General features: G+C 68.4%; 16 protein-coding genes and 1 pseudogene. 9 read left to right on the top strand and 8 right to left on the bottom strand.

The features are described 5' to 3' along the window. Positions 1-54: 54 nt before the first annotated feature. From PW843_29590 to PW843_29575, 4 genes are all read right to left on the bottom strand, one after another. Entirely contained in the window at positions 55-783 is a 729-nt protein-coding gene (locus PW843_29590; protein ID MDE1150722.1) for an SDR family oxidoreductase, read from the bottom strand. Between the two features lie 138 nt (positions 784-921). After that, positions 922-2,124, bottom strand: a complete 1,203-nt coding sequence (locus PW843_29585; GenBank protein MDE1150721.1) for a UxaA family hydrolase — start codon at positions 2,122-2,124, stop codon at positions 922-924. A 1-nt stretch (position 2,125) separates the two neighbouring features. Further along, positions 2,126-2,443: a UxaA family hydrolase gene (locus PW843_29580; GenBank protein ID MDE1150720.1), complete on the bottom strand. Its 318-nt coding sequence runs from the start codon at positions 2,441-2,443 to the stop codon at positions 2,126-2,128. Beyond that, positions 2,440-3,528, bottom strand: coding sequence for an aldo/keto reductase (locus tag PW843_29575; GenBank protein ID MDE1150719.1), 1,089 nt, complete (start codon positions 3,526-3,528; stop codon positions 2,440-2,442). The genes PW843_29580 and PW843_29575 overlap by 4 nt, the downstream gene beginning before the upstream one ends. Before the next feature lie 133 nt (positions 3,529-3,661). Between PW843_29575 and PW843_29570 the strand changes: the two genes are divergently transcribed. Together PW843_29570 and purU are read left to right on the top strand one after the other, a co-directional pair. Continuing rightward, positions 3,662-4,483, top strand: a complete 822-nt coding sequence (locus PW843_29570; GenBank protein ID MDE1150718.1) for a helix-turn-helix domain-containing protein — start codon at positions 3,662-3,664, stop codon at positions 4,481-4,483. Between the two features lie 284 nt (positions 4,484-4,767). Next, positions 4,768-5,646 (top strand): formyltetrahydrofolate deformylase, encoded by an 879-nt coding sequence (gene purU / locus PW843_29565; GenBank protein ID MDE1150717.1) that lies wholly within the window; start codon positions 4,768-4,770, stop codon positions 5,644-5,646. 7 nt (positions 5,647-5,653) lie between these two features. Here purU and PW843_29560 read toward each other — a convergent pair whose 3' ends face one another. From PW843_29560 to PW843_29550, 3 genes are all read right to left on the bottom strand, one after another. Then, the gene (locus PW843_29560; GenBank protein ID MDE1150716.1) at positions 5,654-6,079 is read right to left on the bottom strand and encodes a hypothetical protein; all 426 of its coding nucleotides are present in this window, start codon (positions 6,077-6,079) and stop codon (positions 5,654-5,656) included. Positions 6,080-6,322: 243 nt separating this feature from the next. Next, positions 6,323-6,772 carry a hypothetical protein gene (locus PW843_29555; protein ID MDE1150715.1) on the bottom strand — a complete coding sequence of 150 codons (450 nt, stop codon included), beginning with the start codon at positions 6,770-6,772 and terminating at the stop codon, positions 6,323-6,325. 223 nt (positions 6,773-6,995) lie between these two features. Beyond that, a complete protein-coding gene (locus PW843_29550; GenBank protein MDE1150714.1) occupies positions 6,996-7,442 on the bottom strand; it encodes a MaoC family dehydratase in 447 nt (148 codons plus the stop codon). A gap of 147 nt (positions 7,443-7,589) precedes the next feature. Between PW843_29550 and PW843_29545 the strand changes: the two genes are divergently transcribed. The 3 genes and pseudogenes from PW843_29545 to PW843_29535 all read left to right on the top strand — a co-directional run bounded on the left by PW843_29545 (position 7,590) and on the right by PW843_29535 (position 9,622). Further along, on the top strand, positions 7,590-8,360 hold the full coding sequence (locus PW843_29545) for an AzlC family ABC transporter permease (protein MDE1150713.1): 771 nt from the start codon (positions 7,590-7,592) through the stop codon (positions 8,358-8,360). Then, positions 8,360-8,674 carry an AzlD family protein gene (locus PW843_29540; protein ID MDE1150712.1) on the top strand — a complete coding sequence of 105 codons (315 nt, stop codon included), beginning with the start codon at positions 8,360-8,362 and terminating at the stop codon, positions 8,672-8,674. Before PW843_29545 ends, PW843_29540 begins: the two co-directional genes overlap by 1 nt. Positions 8,675-8,757: 83 nt before the next feature. Then, positions 8,758-9,622, top strand: a pseudogene (locus PW843_29535) (pirin family protein). Here the strand turns inward: PW843_29535 and rraA are convergent. Next, positions 9,619-10,095, bottom strand: coding sequence for a ribonuclease E activity regulator RraA (gene rraA / locus PW843_29530; protein MDE1150711.1), 477 nt, complete (start codon positions 10,093-10,095; stop codon positions 9,619-9,621). The pseudogene PW843_29535 and the gene rraA overlap by 4 nt on opposite strands. Positions 10,096-10,307: 212 nt before the next feature. Here rraA and PW843_29525 point away from each other — a divergent pair, with 212 nt between their 5' ends. The 4 genes from PW843_29525 (at position 10,308) to PW843_29510 (ending at position 16,005) form a co-directional block, all read left to right on the top strand. Beyond that, entirely contained in the window at positions 10,308-10,682 is a 375-nt protein-coding gene (locus PW843_29525) for a hypothetical protein (protein MDE1150710.1), read from the top strand. Positions 10,683-10,831: 149 nt separating this feature from the next. Then, complete coding sequence (locus PW843_29520) at positions 10,832-11,911, top strand: HlyD family secretion protein (protein MDE1150709.1); 1,080 nt, start codon at positions 10,832-10,834, stop codon at positions 11,909-11,911. A 279-nt stretch (positions 11,912-12,190) separates the two neighbouring features. Then, positions 12,191-13,498 (top strand): MFS transporter, encoded by a 1,308-nt coding sequence (locus PW843_29515; protein ID MDE1150708.1) that lies wholly within the window; start codon positions 12,191-12,193, stop codon positions 13,496-13,498. Continuing rightward, a complete protein-coding gene (locus PW843_29510; protein MDE1150707.1) occupies positions 13,495-16,005 on the top strand; it encodes a winged helix-turn-helix domain-containing protein in 2,511 nt (836 codons plus the stop codon). The genes PW843_29515 and PW843_29510 overlap by 4 nt, the downstream gene beginning before the upstream one ends. Positions 16,006-16,087 lie beyond the last annotated feature (82 nt).

The raw sequence follows: 16,087 nt of genomic DNA, 5'->3' as shown, positions 1-16,087 counted from the left end.
GCGCCCGGCGTCTGAGGGGACCGTTGATCGGTCACGATCAACGGTCGCGCGTATTCATGCCGTCCAGCCGCCGTCGATGACGTTGATGGTGCCGGTGCTGAAGGCGGAGACGTCGCTGGCCAGGTACAGCGCCAGTTCGGCGATCTCTTCCGCCTTGCCCAGGCGGCCCATGGGCTGGCGGGCGACGAAGGCGGCTTGGGCGGCGGCATAGTCGCCGGTGGCGGCCAGGCGTTCGTCCAGCGAGGGGGTCTGCACCGTGCCGGGGCAGATGGCGTTGCAGCGCACGCCCCGGCCCACGAAGTCGGCGGCGACGGAGCGGGTCAGGCCGATGACCGCGGCCTTGGTGGCGCCATAGGCGAAGCGGTTGGGCACGCCCTTGATGGAACTGGCGACCGACGACATGTTGATGATGCTGCCCCGCCCCGCCTCCAGCATGCCGGGCAGGAAGGCGCGGATGGTGCGCACCATGGCGGTGACGTTCAGATCCAGCGAGAAATCCCAGGCGGCGGCATCACAGTCCAGGATGGTGCCGGCATGGACGAAACCGGCGCAGTTGAACAGCACGTCGATGGTGCCGATCTCCTCCGCCAGGGCCGCCACCTGGTCGTCCTTCAGCACGTCCAGGCGGCGATGCTCACACCCCTCCACCTCCGCCAGCAGCCCGACATTGATGTCGGTCGCATAGACCGTGGCGCCTTCACGCGCGAACAGTTCCGCCGTCGCCCGGCCGATGCCCTGGGCCGCCGCCGTCACCAACGCCTTCTTTCCTGCCAACCGTTGCATATCTTTTCCTTGTTCCTCAGGCGCCGGCGGGACCGTCCGGTCCCTTGGCTATCCTCGATTTCCAGTCCAATGCGTTACCCGGAAATCTCCGGCGGCCCCGGTCGGGGCCTAGTCAAAAACAAACTTCCGTGGCGCCAATCAGGCGGCGCGGCCACGGACGGGCAGGCAGGCGGGGCCCACCGGCTCGAACGATTTGTAGGTCAGGATGAATTCCTGGTGGCCCAGGGCCTCCGACACCGTGCGCTCGCCCGATGCCGCCGCCTCAACGCACGCCAGGATCTCCGCCCCCACCTCATCCAGGGTGGCCCGGCCCTCCAGGATGCGGCCGGCGTTGACGTCCATGTCCTCCGACAGGCGGGCATACGTCTCGGGGTTGGCGCACACCTTGATGACGGGGGAGATGGCGGAGCCGACGACGGAACCGCGCCCGGTGGTGAACAGGATGACGTGGCAGCCCGACGCGATCAGTTCCACGATCTCCGCATTGTCGGAGATATTGGGGAAGCCGAAGCGCGGCTCCCCATCCGGCACCACGTCCATCAGGTACAGCCCCCCCGACGGCGGGATGTCGCCCGGCTTGATCAGGCCGCTGATGGGCGAGGATCCTGATTTGGAATAGGCGCCCATGGATTTCTCTTCCTGGGTGGTCAGGCCGCCTTCCGCATTGCCGGGGGCGAAACTGCCGAAACCCATGATGGTGTAGTAGCGTTCCGCCTTCTGCACGCAGGCCTCGATCTCCACCCCCAGCTCCGGGGTCACGGCGCGGTCGGACATGATGCGCTCACACCCCACCAGTTCGCCGGTCTCCTCGAAGATGCAGGCGGCCCCCGCCTCCACCAGCCAGTCGAAGCAACGGCCCACCGCCGGGTTGGCGGTGATGCCGCTGGTGCCGTCCGAACCGCCGCAGATGGTGCCGACCACCAGTTCATGCCGCGCCAGTTCCACCACCGGTGTCTGGGCGGCGATGGCCTTCAGCCGATCCACCGCCTGGCGCCCGGCCTCGATGGTGGCCTTGGTGCCGCCGGCCTGCTGGATCACCAGCGTTTCCACCGGCCGGCCGCTTTCCGCCACCGCCTGGCGCAAGGCCTCGCGGTTGAAGCTTTCGCAGCCCAGCGACACCAGCAGCACGCCGCCCACATTGGGATGGGTGCACAGCCTGGTCATGATCTGGAAGGCGTAGGTGTTGGGATAACAGCCGGGGAAGCCGATCAGGTGCACGTCCATGTCATCGCTGAGCGTGACGATGCGGCGCGCCACATGGTGGGCGCATTCCACCAGATAGGCCACGACGACGACGTTGCGGATGCCCTTGCGCCCATCGCTCCTAAGAAACCCGCGCATGTCAGTGGCTCCCCTCATTTCCGCCAACCACCTGTCGTGTGTGGCTGGCGATGTAATCGCTTTTCATGTTGTGCATGTGGACATGGCCGCCCAGTGCCACCTCACTGGTCATGGACCCGATGGGCGCGCCGTACTTCAGCACCTTGTCGCCCGGGGCCATGGCGCGGCGGGCCAGCTTGTGGCCCACGGTCACGTCCTGGGCGGCGGTGAAGGCCACCCCGTCGATGTCCAGGTGGTCGCCGGCATGGACGGCGGCGCGGACCACCAGGACGTTGTCGTCCGGGTGCAGCAGGATGAGGGGGGAGATGGGTGTGCTCATGCGACTTTGCCGGGGGTGGAGGATTGCGGATCGGGCGTGGGGGCGGCCGGGTGCAGCAGGCCCTCGGCCCGCAAGGCATGCCACAGGTCGGCCGGAATGGGCGTGTCCATCAGGGCGCGGGTCTGCACCACCTGGCCGGCGTCGGCCATGCCGGGGATGACACCAGCCACCACCGGATGGGCCAGGGGGAATTGCAGGGCCGCGGCGGCCAGGGGCACGTTGAAGGCATCGCACGCGGCCTCCAGCCGGCGCACCCGGTCGATGATGGCCGGCGGTGCGGGTTCGTAATTGTAGTGCAGCGGGGCGTTCCCCCGCGTGCCGTTGACCAGGATGCCGGAGTTGTAGGGGCCGCCAATGATGACGCGCACGCCGCGCGCGGCGCACAAATCGAAGAACCCATCCAGCGGTGCCTGTTCCAGCAGGGTATAGCGGCCGGCCAGCAGCACGACATCGAGGTCGACATGGCCCAGGGCCTGCGCGCACACCTGCCACTCATTCACACCCAAACCGATGGCGCCCACCGCCCCGCTGTCGCGTAAAGTGCGCATGGCGCGATAGCCGCCGTTCAGGAATTGGCGGAAATGGTGGTCGTGCGCGGCCCCGTGGGTGACGGTGCCCAGATCATGGGCCAACAGGATGTCGATGCGGTCGCGGCGCAGGCGCCGCCGGCTATCCTCATACGAGCGCATGACGCCGTCATAGCTGTAGTCGAACACCGGCTGAAACGGCGCGGCGTTGGCGAAGCCGTAGCGCACCGCCGCCTTGTCCGCGTCCGCCAGCGGTTCCAGCACCCGGCCCACCTTGGTGGACAGCAGCAGTTCCGCCGCCGGATCCAGTTCCGCCAGCACCGCCCCCAGTCGGCTTTCGCTGAGACCGAAGCCGTAATGCGGTGCCGTGTCGATATAGCGGATGCCGGCCGCCACGGCGGCGGCCACGGCGGCACGGGCATCGCCCTCCGCCACCGGCTGGTACAGGTTGCCGATGGCCGCGGCGCCGAAGCCCAAGGCGGGCACAGGCGGGCATTGGGGCACGAAGGGTGCGGATACGGTCAGGATCGGCCTCTCCCGGATGTGGGCGATTTTCATTCATATGCGAAATCGTCTTCCGTATATAAAATCGTACCACCAGGCGTCGCTGTCAAGCCACACGCACTTGCCTGAGGCCGTCCCCCAATGGCATGTGACGACATGCCCAGCACCCCACCGGTTGGATAAGCCCATGACCACCGCCCCCGACGACAGCCTGGCCGACCTGGACGCGCTCGACGCCCAAGTGGACGAGACGGAAGCGGTGCGCAAATACCGGGCGCCCGCGCTGGAAAAGGGCCTGGATATCCTGGAACTGCTGGCGGCCCATGGCGCCCCCATGACGCCGTCGCAAATCTCCGGCCGCCTCCGGCGCTCGGTCAGTGAGTTGTTCCGCATGATCCAAGTGCTGGAGTTCAAGGGCTACATCGCGCCCGCGTCCGGCGCCGATGGCTATGAGCTGACCAACAAGCTGTTCACCCTGGGCATGGCGCGGGCACCGGTGCGCACCCTGCTGGAGGCGGCGCTGCCCCGCATGCGCGACCTGACCCTGGCCATCGGCCAGTCCTGCCACCTGGCGGTGGCATCGGATGAACAGATGGTGGTGGTGGCGCGCATCGAGAACCCGGGCCATTTGGGCTTCTCCGTCCGGCCCGGCTATCACCGCAGCCTGGTGGAGGCGACATCCGGCATGGTGCTGTACGCCTTTCAGCCGCCGCAGGTGCAGGCGGCCTGGCGGCGCATGCTGGACCAGGCGGTGGGCGCGCCCCGCGTCGCCCCCTTCGCCGAGCGTGCCGCCCAGGTGCGGGAGCAAGGGTATGAGCAGGCGGCCAGCGACTACGTCATGGGCGTCATGGACCTGTCGGTGCCGGTGGTCAGCGGCGGGGCGGCGGTGGCGGCCCTGACCGTGCCCTTCGTCCAGCACACACCCCTGACCACGCCCCTGGCCGACACCATCGCCCTGTTGCAGGCTACGGCCGGCCAGATCGCGCACGACCTCACGGAACGGGCCTGATGCCAGCGGCACGAGTTTCTGACTCGTGCCGCTGTAGGCTGCGACCGCAGCCGCCGGAGCTTTCCGGGGAGCGTAGCGGACTGGAAAGCGAGGATCAGCCAAGGCGGACGGATGTCCGCCGCCCGGCGCCTGAGGGGGCCTTTGAGTGGTCACGATCAAAGGCCGTGCGTATGAGATGGATGCCCGCCATGCGCAGGGCCAGGGCTGTGACGCGTGTCCGCTTTATGCTAGACCCGCGTAACTTCCTTCCAAACCAAACCTGCCTGGCTTAAGGAATAGTGCCCGTGACGTCGCAGAAGAGCCCCGCCGCCAACACCCATTACGTCCTGGTCCTGACCTGTCCCGACGTTAAGGGCGTGGTGGCCGCCGTCTCCAGCTACCTGGCCGACAACGACGCCTCGATCACCGAATCCAACCATTTCAACGACACGCTGACCGACAGCTTTTCCATGCGCACGGCCTTCCGCCCGGACGGCCCCGGCTTCCCGGACCTGGAAAGCCTGCGCCAGGGCTTCCAGCTGATCGCCCGCCGCTTCCGCATGGATTGGCAACTGGTGGACATGACGGTGAAGCCCAAGGTGGTGATCGCCGTGTCCAAGTTCGGCCACTGCCTCTACGACCTGCTGCACCGCGCCCGCTCCGGCTCCCTGCCCATCGACATCCCGGCCGTCATCTCCAACCATGACGACATGCGGTCCTTCGTGGAATGGAGCGGCGTTCCCTACCACCACCTGCCCCTGAAGGGGGACAAGGCGGCGCAGGAGGCGGCGTTCATGGACATCGTCAGCCAGACGGGTGCGGACCTGGTGGTGCTGGCGCGCTACATGCAGATCCTGTCGGCCGACCTGTGCGGGCAGTTGTCCGGCCGCTGCATCAACATCCACCATTCCTTCCTGCCCAGCTTCAAGGGTGCTAAGCCCTATCACCAGGCCCACAGCCGGGGCGTGAAGCTGATCGGCGCCACCGCCCACTACGTCACCACCGACCTGGACGAAGGCCCCATCATCGAACAGGGCATCGAGCGCGTGGACCACACCCATACGCCGGAAGATTTGGTGGACATCGGCCGCGACATCGAATGCGCCGTCCTGGCCCGCGCCGTGCGCTGGCACATCGAACGCCGCATCCTGGTCAGCGGCCAGAAGACCATCGTGTTCAGCTAAGCGCCGCCTAACGCGGCGACGTGGTGCCACCCGACGGACTGGTCGAACCGCCGCTGGGACTGGCCGGCGGGCCTGAGGAACTGGTGGCGGAGCCATTGGGACTGGCGCCCCCATCCGGGGGCTTGGGCGCGCCGGCGGCGGTGCTGCTGGAACTGCCGGTTGTCTGGGTGGTGCCGGTGGCCGTGCCATCGGTCACGCCCATGGCGCCGGGGACGGCGCCGTTCTGCGTGTCCTGCGTGGTGGCCGGGGCCGGGTTGCCGGTGTTGGGGCTGGCCGTGCTGGGGGTGGTTTGTGGCGTAGCCTGGCCGCTGGCGGCGACACGGGTCACTGTCGTGTTGTTCAGCCGGCCGTTCCAGTTGTCGGTTTTGGCGTCGGCACCACCGGCCAACAAGGTCGCCAGGGCCACGCCGCCCAAAAGAAGACGGGTGCGCATGGAATCCTCCATAAGGTATCCGGCGGTCGCCTTGACGGGCGCCTCACCATCATTCGCCCAATTCAACCGCAAGATTGCGGCAATCATGGGATGACCGTTCAATCCAGCGCCTCATTTGAAAGTTCCGGTCGGCTGGATATTTTAAATATCCCCCCCGAATATTCTGCACCGCACAAACAACAGGGGCGGAACCGCCCTTTGGCGCGTTCCGCCCCTTTGTCACTTCGCCAACCAGGGCCCGAATTAACGGGGCGTGGTGGTCGTGGTGGCGGTGGACGAGGTGCTGTTGCCCATGCTGTCGGTCTGGGTCGACTGGCGTTCCACCGTCTCGCCGTCCGGCGTCTCGGTCTTGCTGTGGCTGCGGCTGGCCTTGCTGCCGTCCGGATAGGTCGTCGTCGTGCTCTTCGACGTGCTGGTCGCGTCGTTGTCCGAGCCCTGGACGTTGCTGTAGGTGCTTTCGGTCGAACGCGTGGTGGCGCCCGGCGCCGACATGTCATCCGACGACGGTGCCGGCGGCAGGGCCTGCTGGTCAACCGTGGTGCGGCTGCGGGTGGTGGTCGTGGTGCTGTCCACCGGCGCGGTCGTGGTGGTCTGCGCCGTGGTGTAGGTGGTGCGGGTGGTGTCCTGGGCGCAGGCGGCGCCGGCCAACAGAGAAGCCAGCGCAACGCCACTCATCAGAATACGGGTCTTCATGGCAATACCTCCTTGCTGAATTGGGGCGGGTCATCGTTCAGATTGAAGTGCCCGCCTGCGACAGATTGGAGTTCAGCCCCCGAATATGGCTGGAATTGGGCGATTGGAAGGTTTCACTGCGCCATGAACCTTTAAGAAGTCCCGATTATTTAAAATACATAAACCATCCGTGTAAGGTTTATATTCTAAGTCTTCGTCCATTTCGGCACCAGCCATTTGGCCATCAGCGATAGACCGCCGTTAGCCATTCGGCGACCAATGCCGGCTTTTCACCCCCTTCGATCTCCACCGCCACGGAGCGGGTCAGCAGCAGGCCGCCGGCCTTTTCCGCCACTGCCACCAGGGTCTCGCGCGACCGCACCCGCGACCCGGCCGGCACCGGCGCCAGGAAACGCACCTTGTCGAAACCGTAGTTCAGACCCCGGCCGGCGTCGCGCACCGCCAGGATCTGATAGGTCTGCGCCGCCAGCAGCGACAGGGTCAGGAAACCATGGGCGATGGTGCCGCCGATTTCGCGCGTGGCGCGTTCCACATCCACGTGGATCCACTGATGATCGCCCGTGGCCTCGGCGAAGCGGTCGATGCGGTCCTGGTCCACCAGCACCCAGTCGGAACAACCCAGTTCACGCCCCACCAGGCCGGGCAACTCGGCCATGTCCACCGTCAGCATCAGGCATTTCCCCCCGTATTGGATGTTTGTGCGGAACAGGATGCCAAATTGGCGGGGCTAAGGCACGGCCTATGCAATTCCATGTGGCCACAGTTCCCCTACCATACAGCCCCCGTGAAACCGGTCCCGCCCCATGGAACAGCACCGATGACCGCCACCTGCCTGCCTGACGATGCGACACCGGAGGACACGGCGCCGAAGCCCGGGGTGGCGCGTGAATTCCGCCGGGGGGTGGCCGCCATGATGCCGGTCCTGCTGGGCTGCACGCCCTTCGCCCTGGTGCTGGGCTCGCAGGCCGCGATGAAGGGCCTGAGCCCGCTGGAAGTGGCGATGATGTGCGGCCTGAACTTCGCCGGCGGGTCGGAGTTCGTGGCCATCGAGCTGTGGCACAGCCCGCCGCAGATCGCCCTGATCGCCGGCATGACCCTGCTGGTCAATTGCCGCCACCTGCTGATGGGTGCCGCCTTCGCCCCCCACATCCGCCACCTGCGGCCCTGGCAGGCGGCACTGGCCCTGTTCACCATGGCGGACGAGACCTGGGCCCTGGGCATGGCGGACGCCCGACGTCGCGTGGCCGCCAGCGGCCGCAGGGGCATCAGCGCCCCCTACTACGCCGGCCTCGCCGTCTCCCTCTACATCGCCTGGGTGGCGATGACGGTACTGGGCGCGTGCGTGGGGCCGGTGCTGGGCGACCCGCAGGCCTATGGCTTCGACATGGCCTTCACCGCCGTCTTCCTGGTGCTGGTGCGCGGCATGTGGAAGGGGTGGCGCCGCGCCCTGCCCTGGCCGGTTAGCCTGGGCGTGGCCGCCGTGACGCACCTGGCGGTGCCGGGGGCCTGGTACGTGCCGGCTGGCACCCTGGCGGGCCTGGTGGTCGCCTACGTCGTGGCCGGTCACGAAACGACAGGGACCGCGTGATGCTGGAACGCTATTTCGCGCTGGACGTGCCCGCCCTGCTGACCATCCTGGCCATGATGGCGGTGACCTACGGCACCCGCGTCACCGGCTATCTGGTCTTGCGCAACCGCACGCTCAGCCCCCGCGCCACCGCCGTGCTGGAGGCGGTGCCGGGTGCCGTGCTGATCTCCGTCATCGCGCCCGCTTTCACCACCACCCGGCCGGCCGACCTGTTTGGCCTAGCGGTGACCATCGCCATGGCCTGCCGTTTCTCCATGCTGCCCACCGTCATCGTCGGCGTGGCCGCCACCGCCTGCTTGCGCCACCTGCTGTAAGTCGTGGCGTCCGATGGGCGCTGGTTGAACGCGCCCGGGCGCCCTGGCATCATCCTCGGCCACGGCAAGCATTGGGGGGCATCATGATCGAACTGGTCATCGACCAGCGGCGGCGCGATTTGGGCGGGTTCGAGGTCGGGCGCATCCTGCCGGTGGCCCAGCGCCGCCATGTCGGCCCCTTCGTCTTCTTCGACCATATGGGCCCGGTGGATTTCCCCCAGGGCATCCCGGCCGAACGCGACGTGCGCCCGCACCCGCACATCGGCCTGTCCACCGTCACCTATCTGTTCGCGGGTGAGATCATGCACCGCGACAGCGTGGGATCCGAACAAGCCATCCGCCCGGGCGAGGTCAACTGGATGACGGCCGGCCGCGGCATCACCCATTCCGAACGGTTCGAGAAGGCGCGGGCCGAGGGCGGCCCCATGCACGGCATCCAGGCCTGGGTGGCCCTGCCGGAGGCGGATGAGGAGACCGACCCCGCCTTCCACCATTACGGTGTGGAGAACCCTGCCGACCTATGAGCATGGCGGCCTGTGGGCCCGCCTGGTGGCGGGTGAGGCCTTCGGCGCCAAGGCCGGGGTCAAGACCCATTCCCCCATGTTCTACGTCCACTGGATTTTGCAACCGGGCACCAAGGCGCAGTTGCCGGCGGAATATCCGGAGCGCGCGGCTTATATCGCCACCGGATCGGTGGAGGTGGACGGGCGGACGGTGGAGGCCGGCCACATGCTGGTGTTCACGCCCGGCCAACCGGTGATCTTCACCGCCGTGACGCCGGCGGTGGTCATGCTGCTGGGCGGGGAGCCGCTGGGCGAGCGGTTCATCGACTGGAACTTCGTCTCCAGCCGCAAGGAGCGGATCGAGCAAGCCAAGGCCGACTGGCGCGCCGGCCGCATGAAGCTGCCCGACCTGGACGACAAGGAATTCGTTCCCTTACCTGGCTAAAGCCGCGTGGCGCTGACGACGATGCCGTCCTCATCCGCGTAAAGCCAGGCGCCGGGGATGAACTGGGCGCCGCCGAAGGTCACGGGCACGTCCGCCTGGCCGGCGCCGGTCTTGGTGCTTTTCTTCGGGTTGGTGCCCAGCGCCTTGATGCCGATGTCGATGTGGCTGAGGGCCACGCTGTCGCGCACCGCCCCCCACAGCACCAGGCCGGCCCAACCGTGCTTGTAGGCCAGGCCGGCGATGATGTCGCCCACCAGGGCGGTGCGCAGCGAGCCGTGGCCATCCACCACCAGCACGGCGCCCTCACCCGCCTCCGACAGTGTGTGTTTCAGCAGGGCGTTGTCCTCATGACAGCGCACCGTGCGGATGGGGCCGTGGAAGGCGTGGCGCGCACCGAAGCTGTGGAACTGGACCTCACAGCTTTGCAGGCTGTCCTCATAGGCGTCGACCAGGTCGGCGGTGCGATGGGTCATGGCCGTCCCCTTTGCTTGAGAGCCCTCATCCTACCGTCTTCGCATCGTCAGGACAGCGCCCCCGTGGGATAGGCCGGCCACAAAACACAACCTATCGGTAAAATTAGACCTACAAATCTCCCGCAAAAAGGAATACCACTGGTGCGCGCAGGAATGACGCGCATAAGTTGTGGCGCTCTTCCACCCCCAATCGCCTACCTTTGGAGAGACGCATGTTCAACACCGCCACCTTCACCGTGCCCGCCAACACCAACATCCATATCGATGGCTTCTTTTCCGCCGGCTGGGTCCAGCAGATCGTCGTCGAAAGCCCTGCCGGGAAACAGACCTGGACCAGCACCGCCAACAGCAACAATACGCTGGCTGGCCAGATCCAGTTCAAGACCGGCAACGCCGAAGCCACGGTCAGCGTGCAGATGTCCTATATGCTCCAGGGTGACTACGCCCCCTCCACCGTCGTGAAGATTCCCCTCACCGACCCCGCGCTGCAGGGGTATGTCATCGGCGGCCAGGACGGTGGTCCGCGCCCCACCGGTCCCGCGGCCATCAACACGGTCGTCCTGGCCTTCTGGGCCGCGAAATACTGATCCGCAGGGCCGCCGGATACAAGTCACGGTACCGTTTGTTCAAATCACAGGTCTGATCGTCAAGACCAACCGGGAACGGCGCGCCATGATGGGGTGCGGTAGGTGGCGCACAGGCCCCGCCGCCCCCTTTGCCGCCGGACCCCAAACGCATGTCGGACACCACCCTTCCCGCCCCGCCTCCCGCGCTTCCCCTCTGGCGGCGGGTGGGCGTGCCCTTGCTGGCGTTGAGCCTTGCGGGCGGCATCGTTGTCACCATTACCACCCGGTGGGACGCCTGGGTCAGCGGCGGGCGCTGGCAGGCCACGGATGACGCCTATACCCGCGCCGACGTGACGCCGCTGGCCGCCAAGGTGGGCGGCTACGTGCGGGCCGTGCCGGTGGATGACTTCGCCCGCGTCCGCGTCGGCCAGGTCCTGGTCCAGATCGACGAGGCCGACTACCGCGCGGCGCTGGACCAGGCGGTGGCCAACGTGGCCGCGGCGGAGGCCGCCATCGCCAATAACCAGAGCCAGCAGGCCTTGCAGCGGGCCACGGTGGCGGCGGCCGACGCTGCCATCGCCGCCGATGCCGCCGACCTGCGCCGCTATCACCTGGAAGCCACCCGCCAGCACGCCCTGATCGGCAAGGGCGCCAGCGCCCAGCAGGCGGTGGAGGAGGCCGACGCCAATGAGGCGCGGACCGTCGCCCTGCTGGCCCAGGCCCGCGCCCAGGCCGAGGCGCAACGCCAGCAGATCCAGGTGCTGGCCACGCAGCAGCGCCAGTTGGAGGCCGCACTGGCCGCCCAGAAGGCGCAGCTGGACCAGGCGCGCCTGAACCTGGGCTATACCCGCATCACCGCCCCGGCGGATGGCGAGGTGGGCGAACGCCAGGTGCGGCCGGGTCAGCTGGTCTCCCCCGGCACCCAGGTCATCGCCGTGGTGCCGCTGCCCGGCGTCTGGGTGGTGGCCAACTATAAGGAAACCCAGTTGACCCACGTGCAACCTGGGCAGCCCGCCCGGGTGGAGGTCGACACCTTCCCCGGCCAGAAACTAACCGGGCATGTCGAGGCGCTGGCCCCCGCCTCGGGTGCGCAATTCGCCCTGCTGCCGCCGGACAACGCCACCGGCAACTTCACCAAGGTGGTGCAGCGCGTGCCGGTGAAGATCCGCCTGGATCCGGGCCAGCCGCTGCTGGACCGCCTGCGCCCCGGCCTATCGGTGCGGGCCCGCATCGACACGGGGGACCAGTGAGCGCGACCGCCCCTGCCGCCCCCCGCCCCTGGGCGCCCCGCCCGCTGGCCGGCGTGGCGGCGGTGCTGCTGGGCGCCATCATCTCCACCCTGTATGGCCGGCTGACCACCTTCGGGCTGGCGGACATCCGGGGTGCCGTCCACGCCGGCGTGGATGACGGCGCCTGGATCGGCACCGCCTCCACCGTGGCGCAGATGCTGATGGGGGTGCTGTCGGTCTGGCTGGGCATCGCCTTCGGGCCGCGCCGCGTCATCTTCTGGGGGGCGGCCAGCTTGCGGCGTGGCCAGCGCGCTGACGCCGCTGTCGCCCAACCTGGGCGCCCTGCTGGCGCTGCAATTCATCGCCGGCCTGGGCTCCGGCACCTTCGTACCGCTGGCCATCGGCTTCGTCATGCGCAGCCTGAAGCCCGCCTGGCAGGTGTTCGGGCTGGCTGCCTACGCCATGAGCCTGGAACTGTCGCAGAACCTGCCGGCCTCGCTGGAGGGGTTCTATGTCGATCATTGGGGCTGGCAGTGGATTTATTGGCAGCATCTGTTCCTGGTGCCGCCCCTGCTGGTGCTGGTGATTCTGGGCATGCCGCGCGACCCGCCCAACCGCGACCAGATCAGCCGGGTGGACGCGCCGGGCCTGGCCTATCTGGGCATCGGCGCCAGCCTGGCCTACACGGCCCTGGACCAGGGCGACCGGCTGGACTGGTTCGGGTCGGGCCTGGTGGTGGCGCTGGCGGCCGGGGCCGCTTTCCTGCTGGTCATGTTCGTGGTGCGCGAACTGACGGCCGAGCGGCCGTTCTTCGATTTCCACTTCGCCAGCTCATCCACCATGCTGGCCCTGGCCTTCATCCTGGCGCTGTACCGCTTCCAGACCCTGGCGACCGCCTTCATCATCCCGCAGTTCCTGACCCAGGTGCAGGGCTATCGCGCCCTGGACGTGGGCGACGCCCTGCTATGGGTGGCGGCACCCCAGTTCCTGCTGGCGCCGCTGGTCGGCCTGGTCCTGCAACGGCTGGACGCCCGCGGCGTCATGGCCATCGGTTTCACCGCCATCGCCGGCGCCTGCCTGATGGTGGCGAACGGCCTGACGCATGAGTGGATCAGCGCCGATTTCATCCCCAGCCAATTGCTGCAGGCGACCGGCCAGTGCCTGGGCTTCACCGCCTTCCTGTTCTACGTCACCCGCCATATCGTGCCGTCACAGGTGCTGACATTCGGCGTTTTTATCCATACTTTCCGCCTGTTGGGGGGCGAGATGGGGACCTCCCTCATGACCTGGTTCATACGCATGCGGGAACAAACACACTCCAATCTGCTGGGCCTGCACGTCACGGCGGGCGGCAGTGGGGTGCAGGACCATCTGGCGGCGGTGGCCGGCGGCCTGGCGGCCCAGTCGCCGGGGAACGCGGCCATGCGCGCCGTGGCCCTGCTGGCCCAATCGGTGCAGAAACAGGCTTACGTCCTGGCCTTCATCGACGCCATGACGGTGGTGGCGGGGGCGGCGGCGTTGTGCCTGGTGCTGGTCGCCACCCTGAAGTTCACCTCCTGCGCCATCCCGCCGGCCAGTACCGCTACCGGGATGACGGCCCGCCCATGACCGAGCGGAGCGTACGCCTGGCCTTCGGCGGCTTCACCCTGGACCTGCCGCACCTGACCCTCTGCCGTGACGGCCAGCCGGTGAAGCTGGGCGGCCGGGCCGCCAACCTGCTGGCGGTGCTGGCCGGCGCCGGCGGCGAACTGGTGACCCGCGACCGCCTGCTGGCCGAGGTCTGGCCCGGCCAGGTGATCGATGAAAGTGCCGTGCGCGTCCACCTGTCGGGCCTGCGCAAGGCGCTGGGCGACGACCGCCTGATCGTGAATGAGGCCGGGCGCGGCTATCGCCTGACCTTGCCCGTGGTGCGCAGCCTGCCGGACGCGCCGGTCGCCGTCCCCACGGCACCGTCGCCGGCAATGGACACCGCGGCCCCCCTTAGTCCCCTGGTGCCGCTGGTCGGGCGCACCGCCATCGTCCGGACCCTGGTTGATGAGTTGCCCCAGCGCCGCTTCCTGACGCTGGCGGGCCCCGGCGGCATGGGCAAGACCACGGTGGCCCTGGCAACCGCCACCGACTTTACCGGGAACCACGGCGTGCGCGTGCGGTTCGTCGATTTCGCCCCCATTGCCGATCCCGTCCTGGCGGAGGGCACGGTGGCCGTGGCCCTGGGCCTGCCCGGTGCCGGAACGGACCGCCTGGGCGCCGTCATCGCCGACCTGGCGGCGGCCCCCACCCTGCTGCTGCTGGACAATTGCGAACATCTGGTCGATGCGGCGGCGGCGCTGGCCGAACAGTTGCTGGCCGCCGTGCCGTCGCTGCTGATCCTGGCGACCAGCCGCGAACCCCTGCGCGCCGTGGGGGAATGGGTGCATCGCCTGCCGGCCCTGCCCGTTCCGCCGGAGGAATGCCGCGATGCGGCCGGCGTGCTAGCCTATCCGGCGGCTGCCCTGTTCCACGACCGGGCCCGCGCCGTCCATGCCGACTTCGCCATGGATGACGGCGACGCGGTGGCGGTGGCGGAAATCTGCCGACGCCTGGACGGCATTCCCCTGGCCATCGAACTGGCCGCCGCGCGCATCGACCTGATGGACCCGCCGGAACTGGCGCGGCGCCTTCAGGACAGCCTGGATCTGCTGACCCGGGGCCGACGCACGGCCCTGCCCCGCCACCGCACCCTGCGGGCCGCCCTGGACTGGAGCTACGGCCTGCTGACGGCGGAGGAGCGGCGGCTGCTGGCCCGCCTGTCGGTATTCCGCGCCAGCTTCGACGCCCGGGACGCCCATGGCGTGGCCGGCGGCCGTGAAGGCATGGTGCTGGAAACCCTGGCGGAACTGGTGGCCAAGTCGCTGGTGGCCAGCGTGCGTGAGCCGGACGGTTTGCGCTATCGCCTGCTGGACACCACCCGCCACTATGGCCATGAGCGCCTGATCGAGGATGGCGACGACGCGCCGGCCCGCGCCGCCCATGCCCGCCACCTGCTGTCCCTTTTCGCTGACATGCAGCGGGCCTGGGAGGGCCAGGCCCCGCGGGAATGGCTGGCCCAGCACAGCCGCCGCATCGCCGATGTCCGCGCCGCCCTGGACTGGGTGGTGGGTGACCAGGGTGACCTGGATTTGGGTCTGGACCTGATCGTGGTCAGCGCGCCGCTGTGGTTCCACCTGTCGCTGCCCCACGAATTCCTGGGGCGCGCCGAACAGATGCTGTCGGCGCTGGACCAGCGGGGAACGGCGGATGCCGCACGGCGCGCCGCCCGGCGGGTGGAGCTGCTGGCGGCCTACGGCCATGCGTTGTGGCACACACGCGGCCCCGTGCCGGCCATGGGGGCGGCGTTCGAGCAGGCGCTGGAAATCGCCGAAGCCATCGGCAACGAGGGGTTGGCCCGCCGCGCCCTGTGGGGTGTGTGGGCGCACCGCACCCTGGCCGGCCGCTACGCCGAAAGCCTGGAGGTGGGTGAGGCCTTCAGCGCCCGCGTCGGCGACGGTGGCAGCCTGTCGGAACGGATGGGGGGCATGCGCATGCGCGTCCTGTCCCATCATTTCTCGGGCGACCACGGCCGGTCCCTGGCCCTGTTGCAGGCGGTGATGGCGGCCGACGCCGACCCCACGCGCGCCACCAACGCCAACTACGCCCAGGTGGATGGCCGCATCGCCATGCTGAGCATGCTGATGCGCCTGCGCTGGATGATGGGCGACGTGCCCGCCGCCCTGGACCTGGCGCGGGAATGCGCGGACGAGGTGATGCGCATCGACCATACGCTGTCCGTCTGTTACGGCCTGGCCATCGGTTGCATCCCCGTGGCCATCGCCGCCGGCGCGCCGGACCTGGCGCTGGCCTGGATCGGGGTGCTGGACCAGCGGGCGCGCCACCACGCCCTGGACCATTGGCGGGCCTTCGCCGACGGCTATGCCGCCGGCTTGGGTGGCGGCGGCGGCGTCCCGGCCATCGCCAGCCCCATGCAGTTGGAAATGTTCGCCGTCGCCGGTTCCGCCACAGCGCGGACGATGCTGAGGGAACGCGCCTATCAGGGTTGGTGCGCGCCGCTATTGGGTCCCGTTAAGGCTGCCGTTTAGCGCTTAACGCCACCCAACGCTTCACATCGCTTAACTCCCCGGGGACGGCCCTACCGCCCCACAATGCCTCCATCACGCTAAC

The organism is Azospirillaceae bacterium, from assembly GCA_028283825.1.
Lineage (GTDB): Bacteria > Pseudomonadota > Alphaproteobacteria > Azospirillales > Azospirillaceae > Nitrospirillum.
This window is presented reverse-complemented; position numbering and strand designations above follow the sequence as displayed.

Excerpts from the sequence above, each read along its gene's own strand:
- PW843_29590 (MDE1150722.1), bottom strand. The coding sequence starts at position 783 with ATGCAACGGTTGGCAGGAAAGAAGGCGTTGGTGACGGCGGCGGCCCAG.
- PW843_29570 (MDE1150718.1), top strand. The coding sequence starts at position 3,662 with ATGACCACCGCCCCCGACGACAGCCTGGCCGACCTGGACGCGCTCGAC.
- PW843_29580 (MDE1150720.1), bottom strand. The coding sequence starts at position 2,443 with ATGAGCACACCCATCTCCCCCCTCATCCTGCTGCACCCGGACGACAAC.
- PW843_29550 (MDE1150714.1), bottom strand. The coding sequence starts at position 7,442 with ATGCTGACGGTGGACATGGCCGAGTTGCCCGGCCTGGTGGGGCGTGAA.
- PW843_29585 (MDE1150721.1), bottom strand. The coding sequence starts at position 2,124 with ATGCGCGGGTTTCTTAGGAGCGATGGGCGCAAGGGCATCCGCAACGTC.
- PW843_29575 (MDE1150719.1), bottom strand. The coding sequence starts at position 3,528 with ATGAAAATCGCCCACATCCGGGAGAGGCCGATCCTGACCGTATCCGCA.
- PW843_29510 (MDE1150707.1), top strand. The coding sequence starts at position 13,495 with ATGACCGAGCGGAGCGTACGCCTGGCCTTCGGCGGCTTCACCCTGGAC.
- PW843_29525 (MDE1150710.1), top strand. The coding sequence starts at position 10,308 with ATGTTCAACACCGCCACCTTCACCGTGCCCGCCAACACCAACATCCAT.
- PW843_29555 (MDE1150715.1), bottom strand. The coding sequence starts at position 6,772 with ATGAAGACCCGTATTCTGATGAGTGGCGTTGCGCTGGCTTCTCTGTTG.
- PW843_29545 (MDE1150713.1), top strand. The coding sequence starts at position 7,590 with ATGACCGCCACCTGCCTGCCTGACGATGCGACACCGGAGGACACGGCG.
- PW843_29520 (MDE1150709.1), top strand. The coding sequence starts at position 10,832 with ATGTCGGACACCACCCTTCCCGCCCCGCCTCCCGCGCTTCCCCTCTGG.
- rraA (MDE1150711.1), bottom strand. The coding sequence starts at position 10,095 with ATGACCCATCGCACCGCCGACCTGGTCGACGCCTATGAGGACAGCCTG.
- PW843_29540 (MDE1150712.1), top strand. The coding sequence starts at position 8,360 with ATGCTGGAACGCTATTTCGCGCTGGACGTGCCCGCCCTGCTGACCATC.
- PW843_29560 (MDE1150716.1), bottom strand. The coding sequence starts at position 6,079 with ATGCGCACCCGTCTTCTTTTGGGCGGCGTGGCCCTGGCGACCTTGTTG.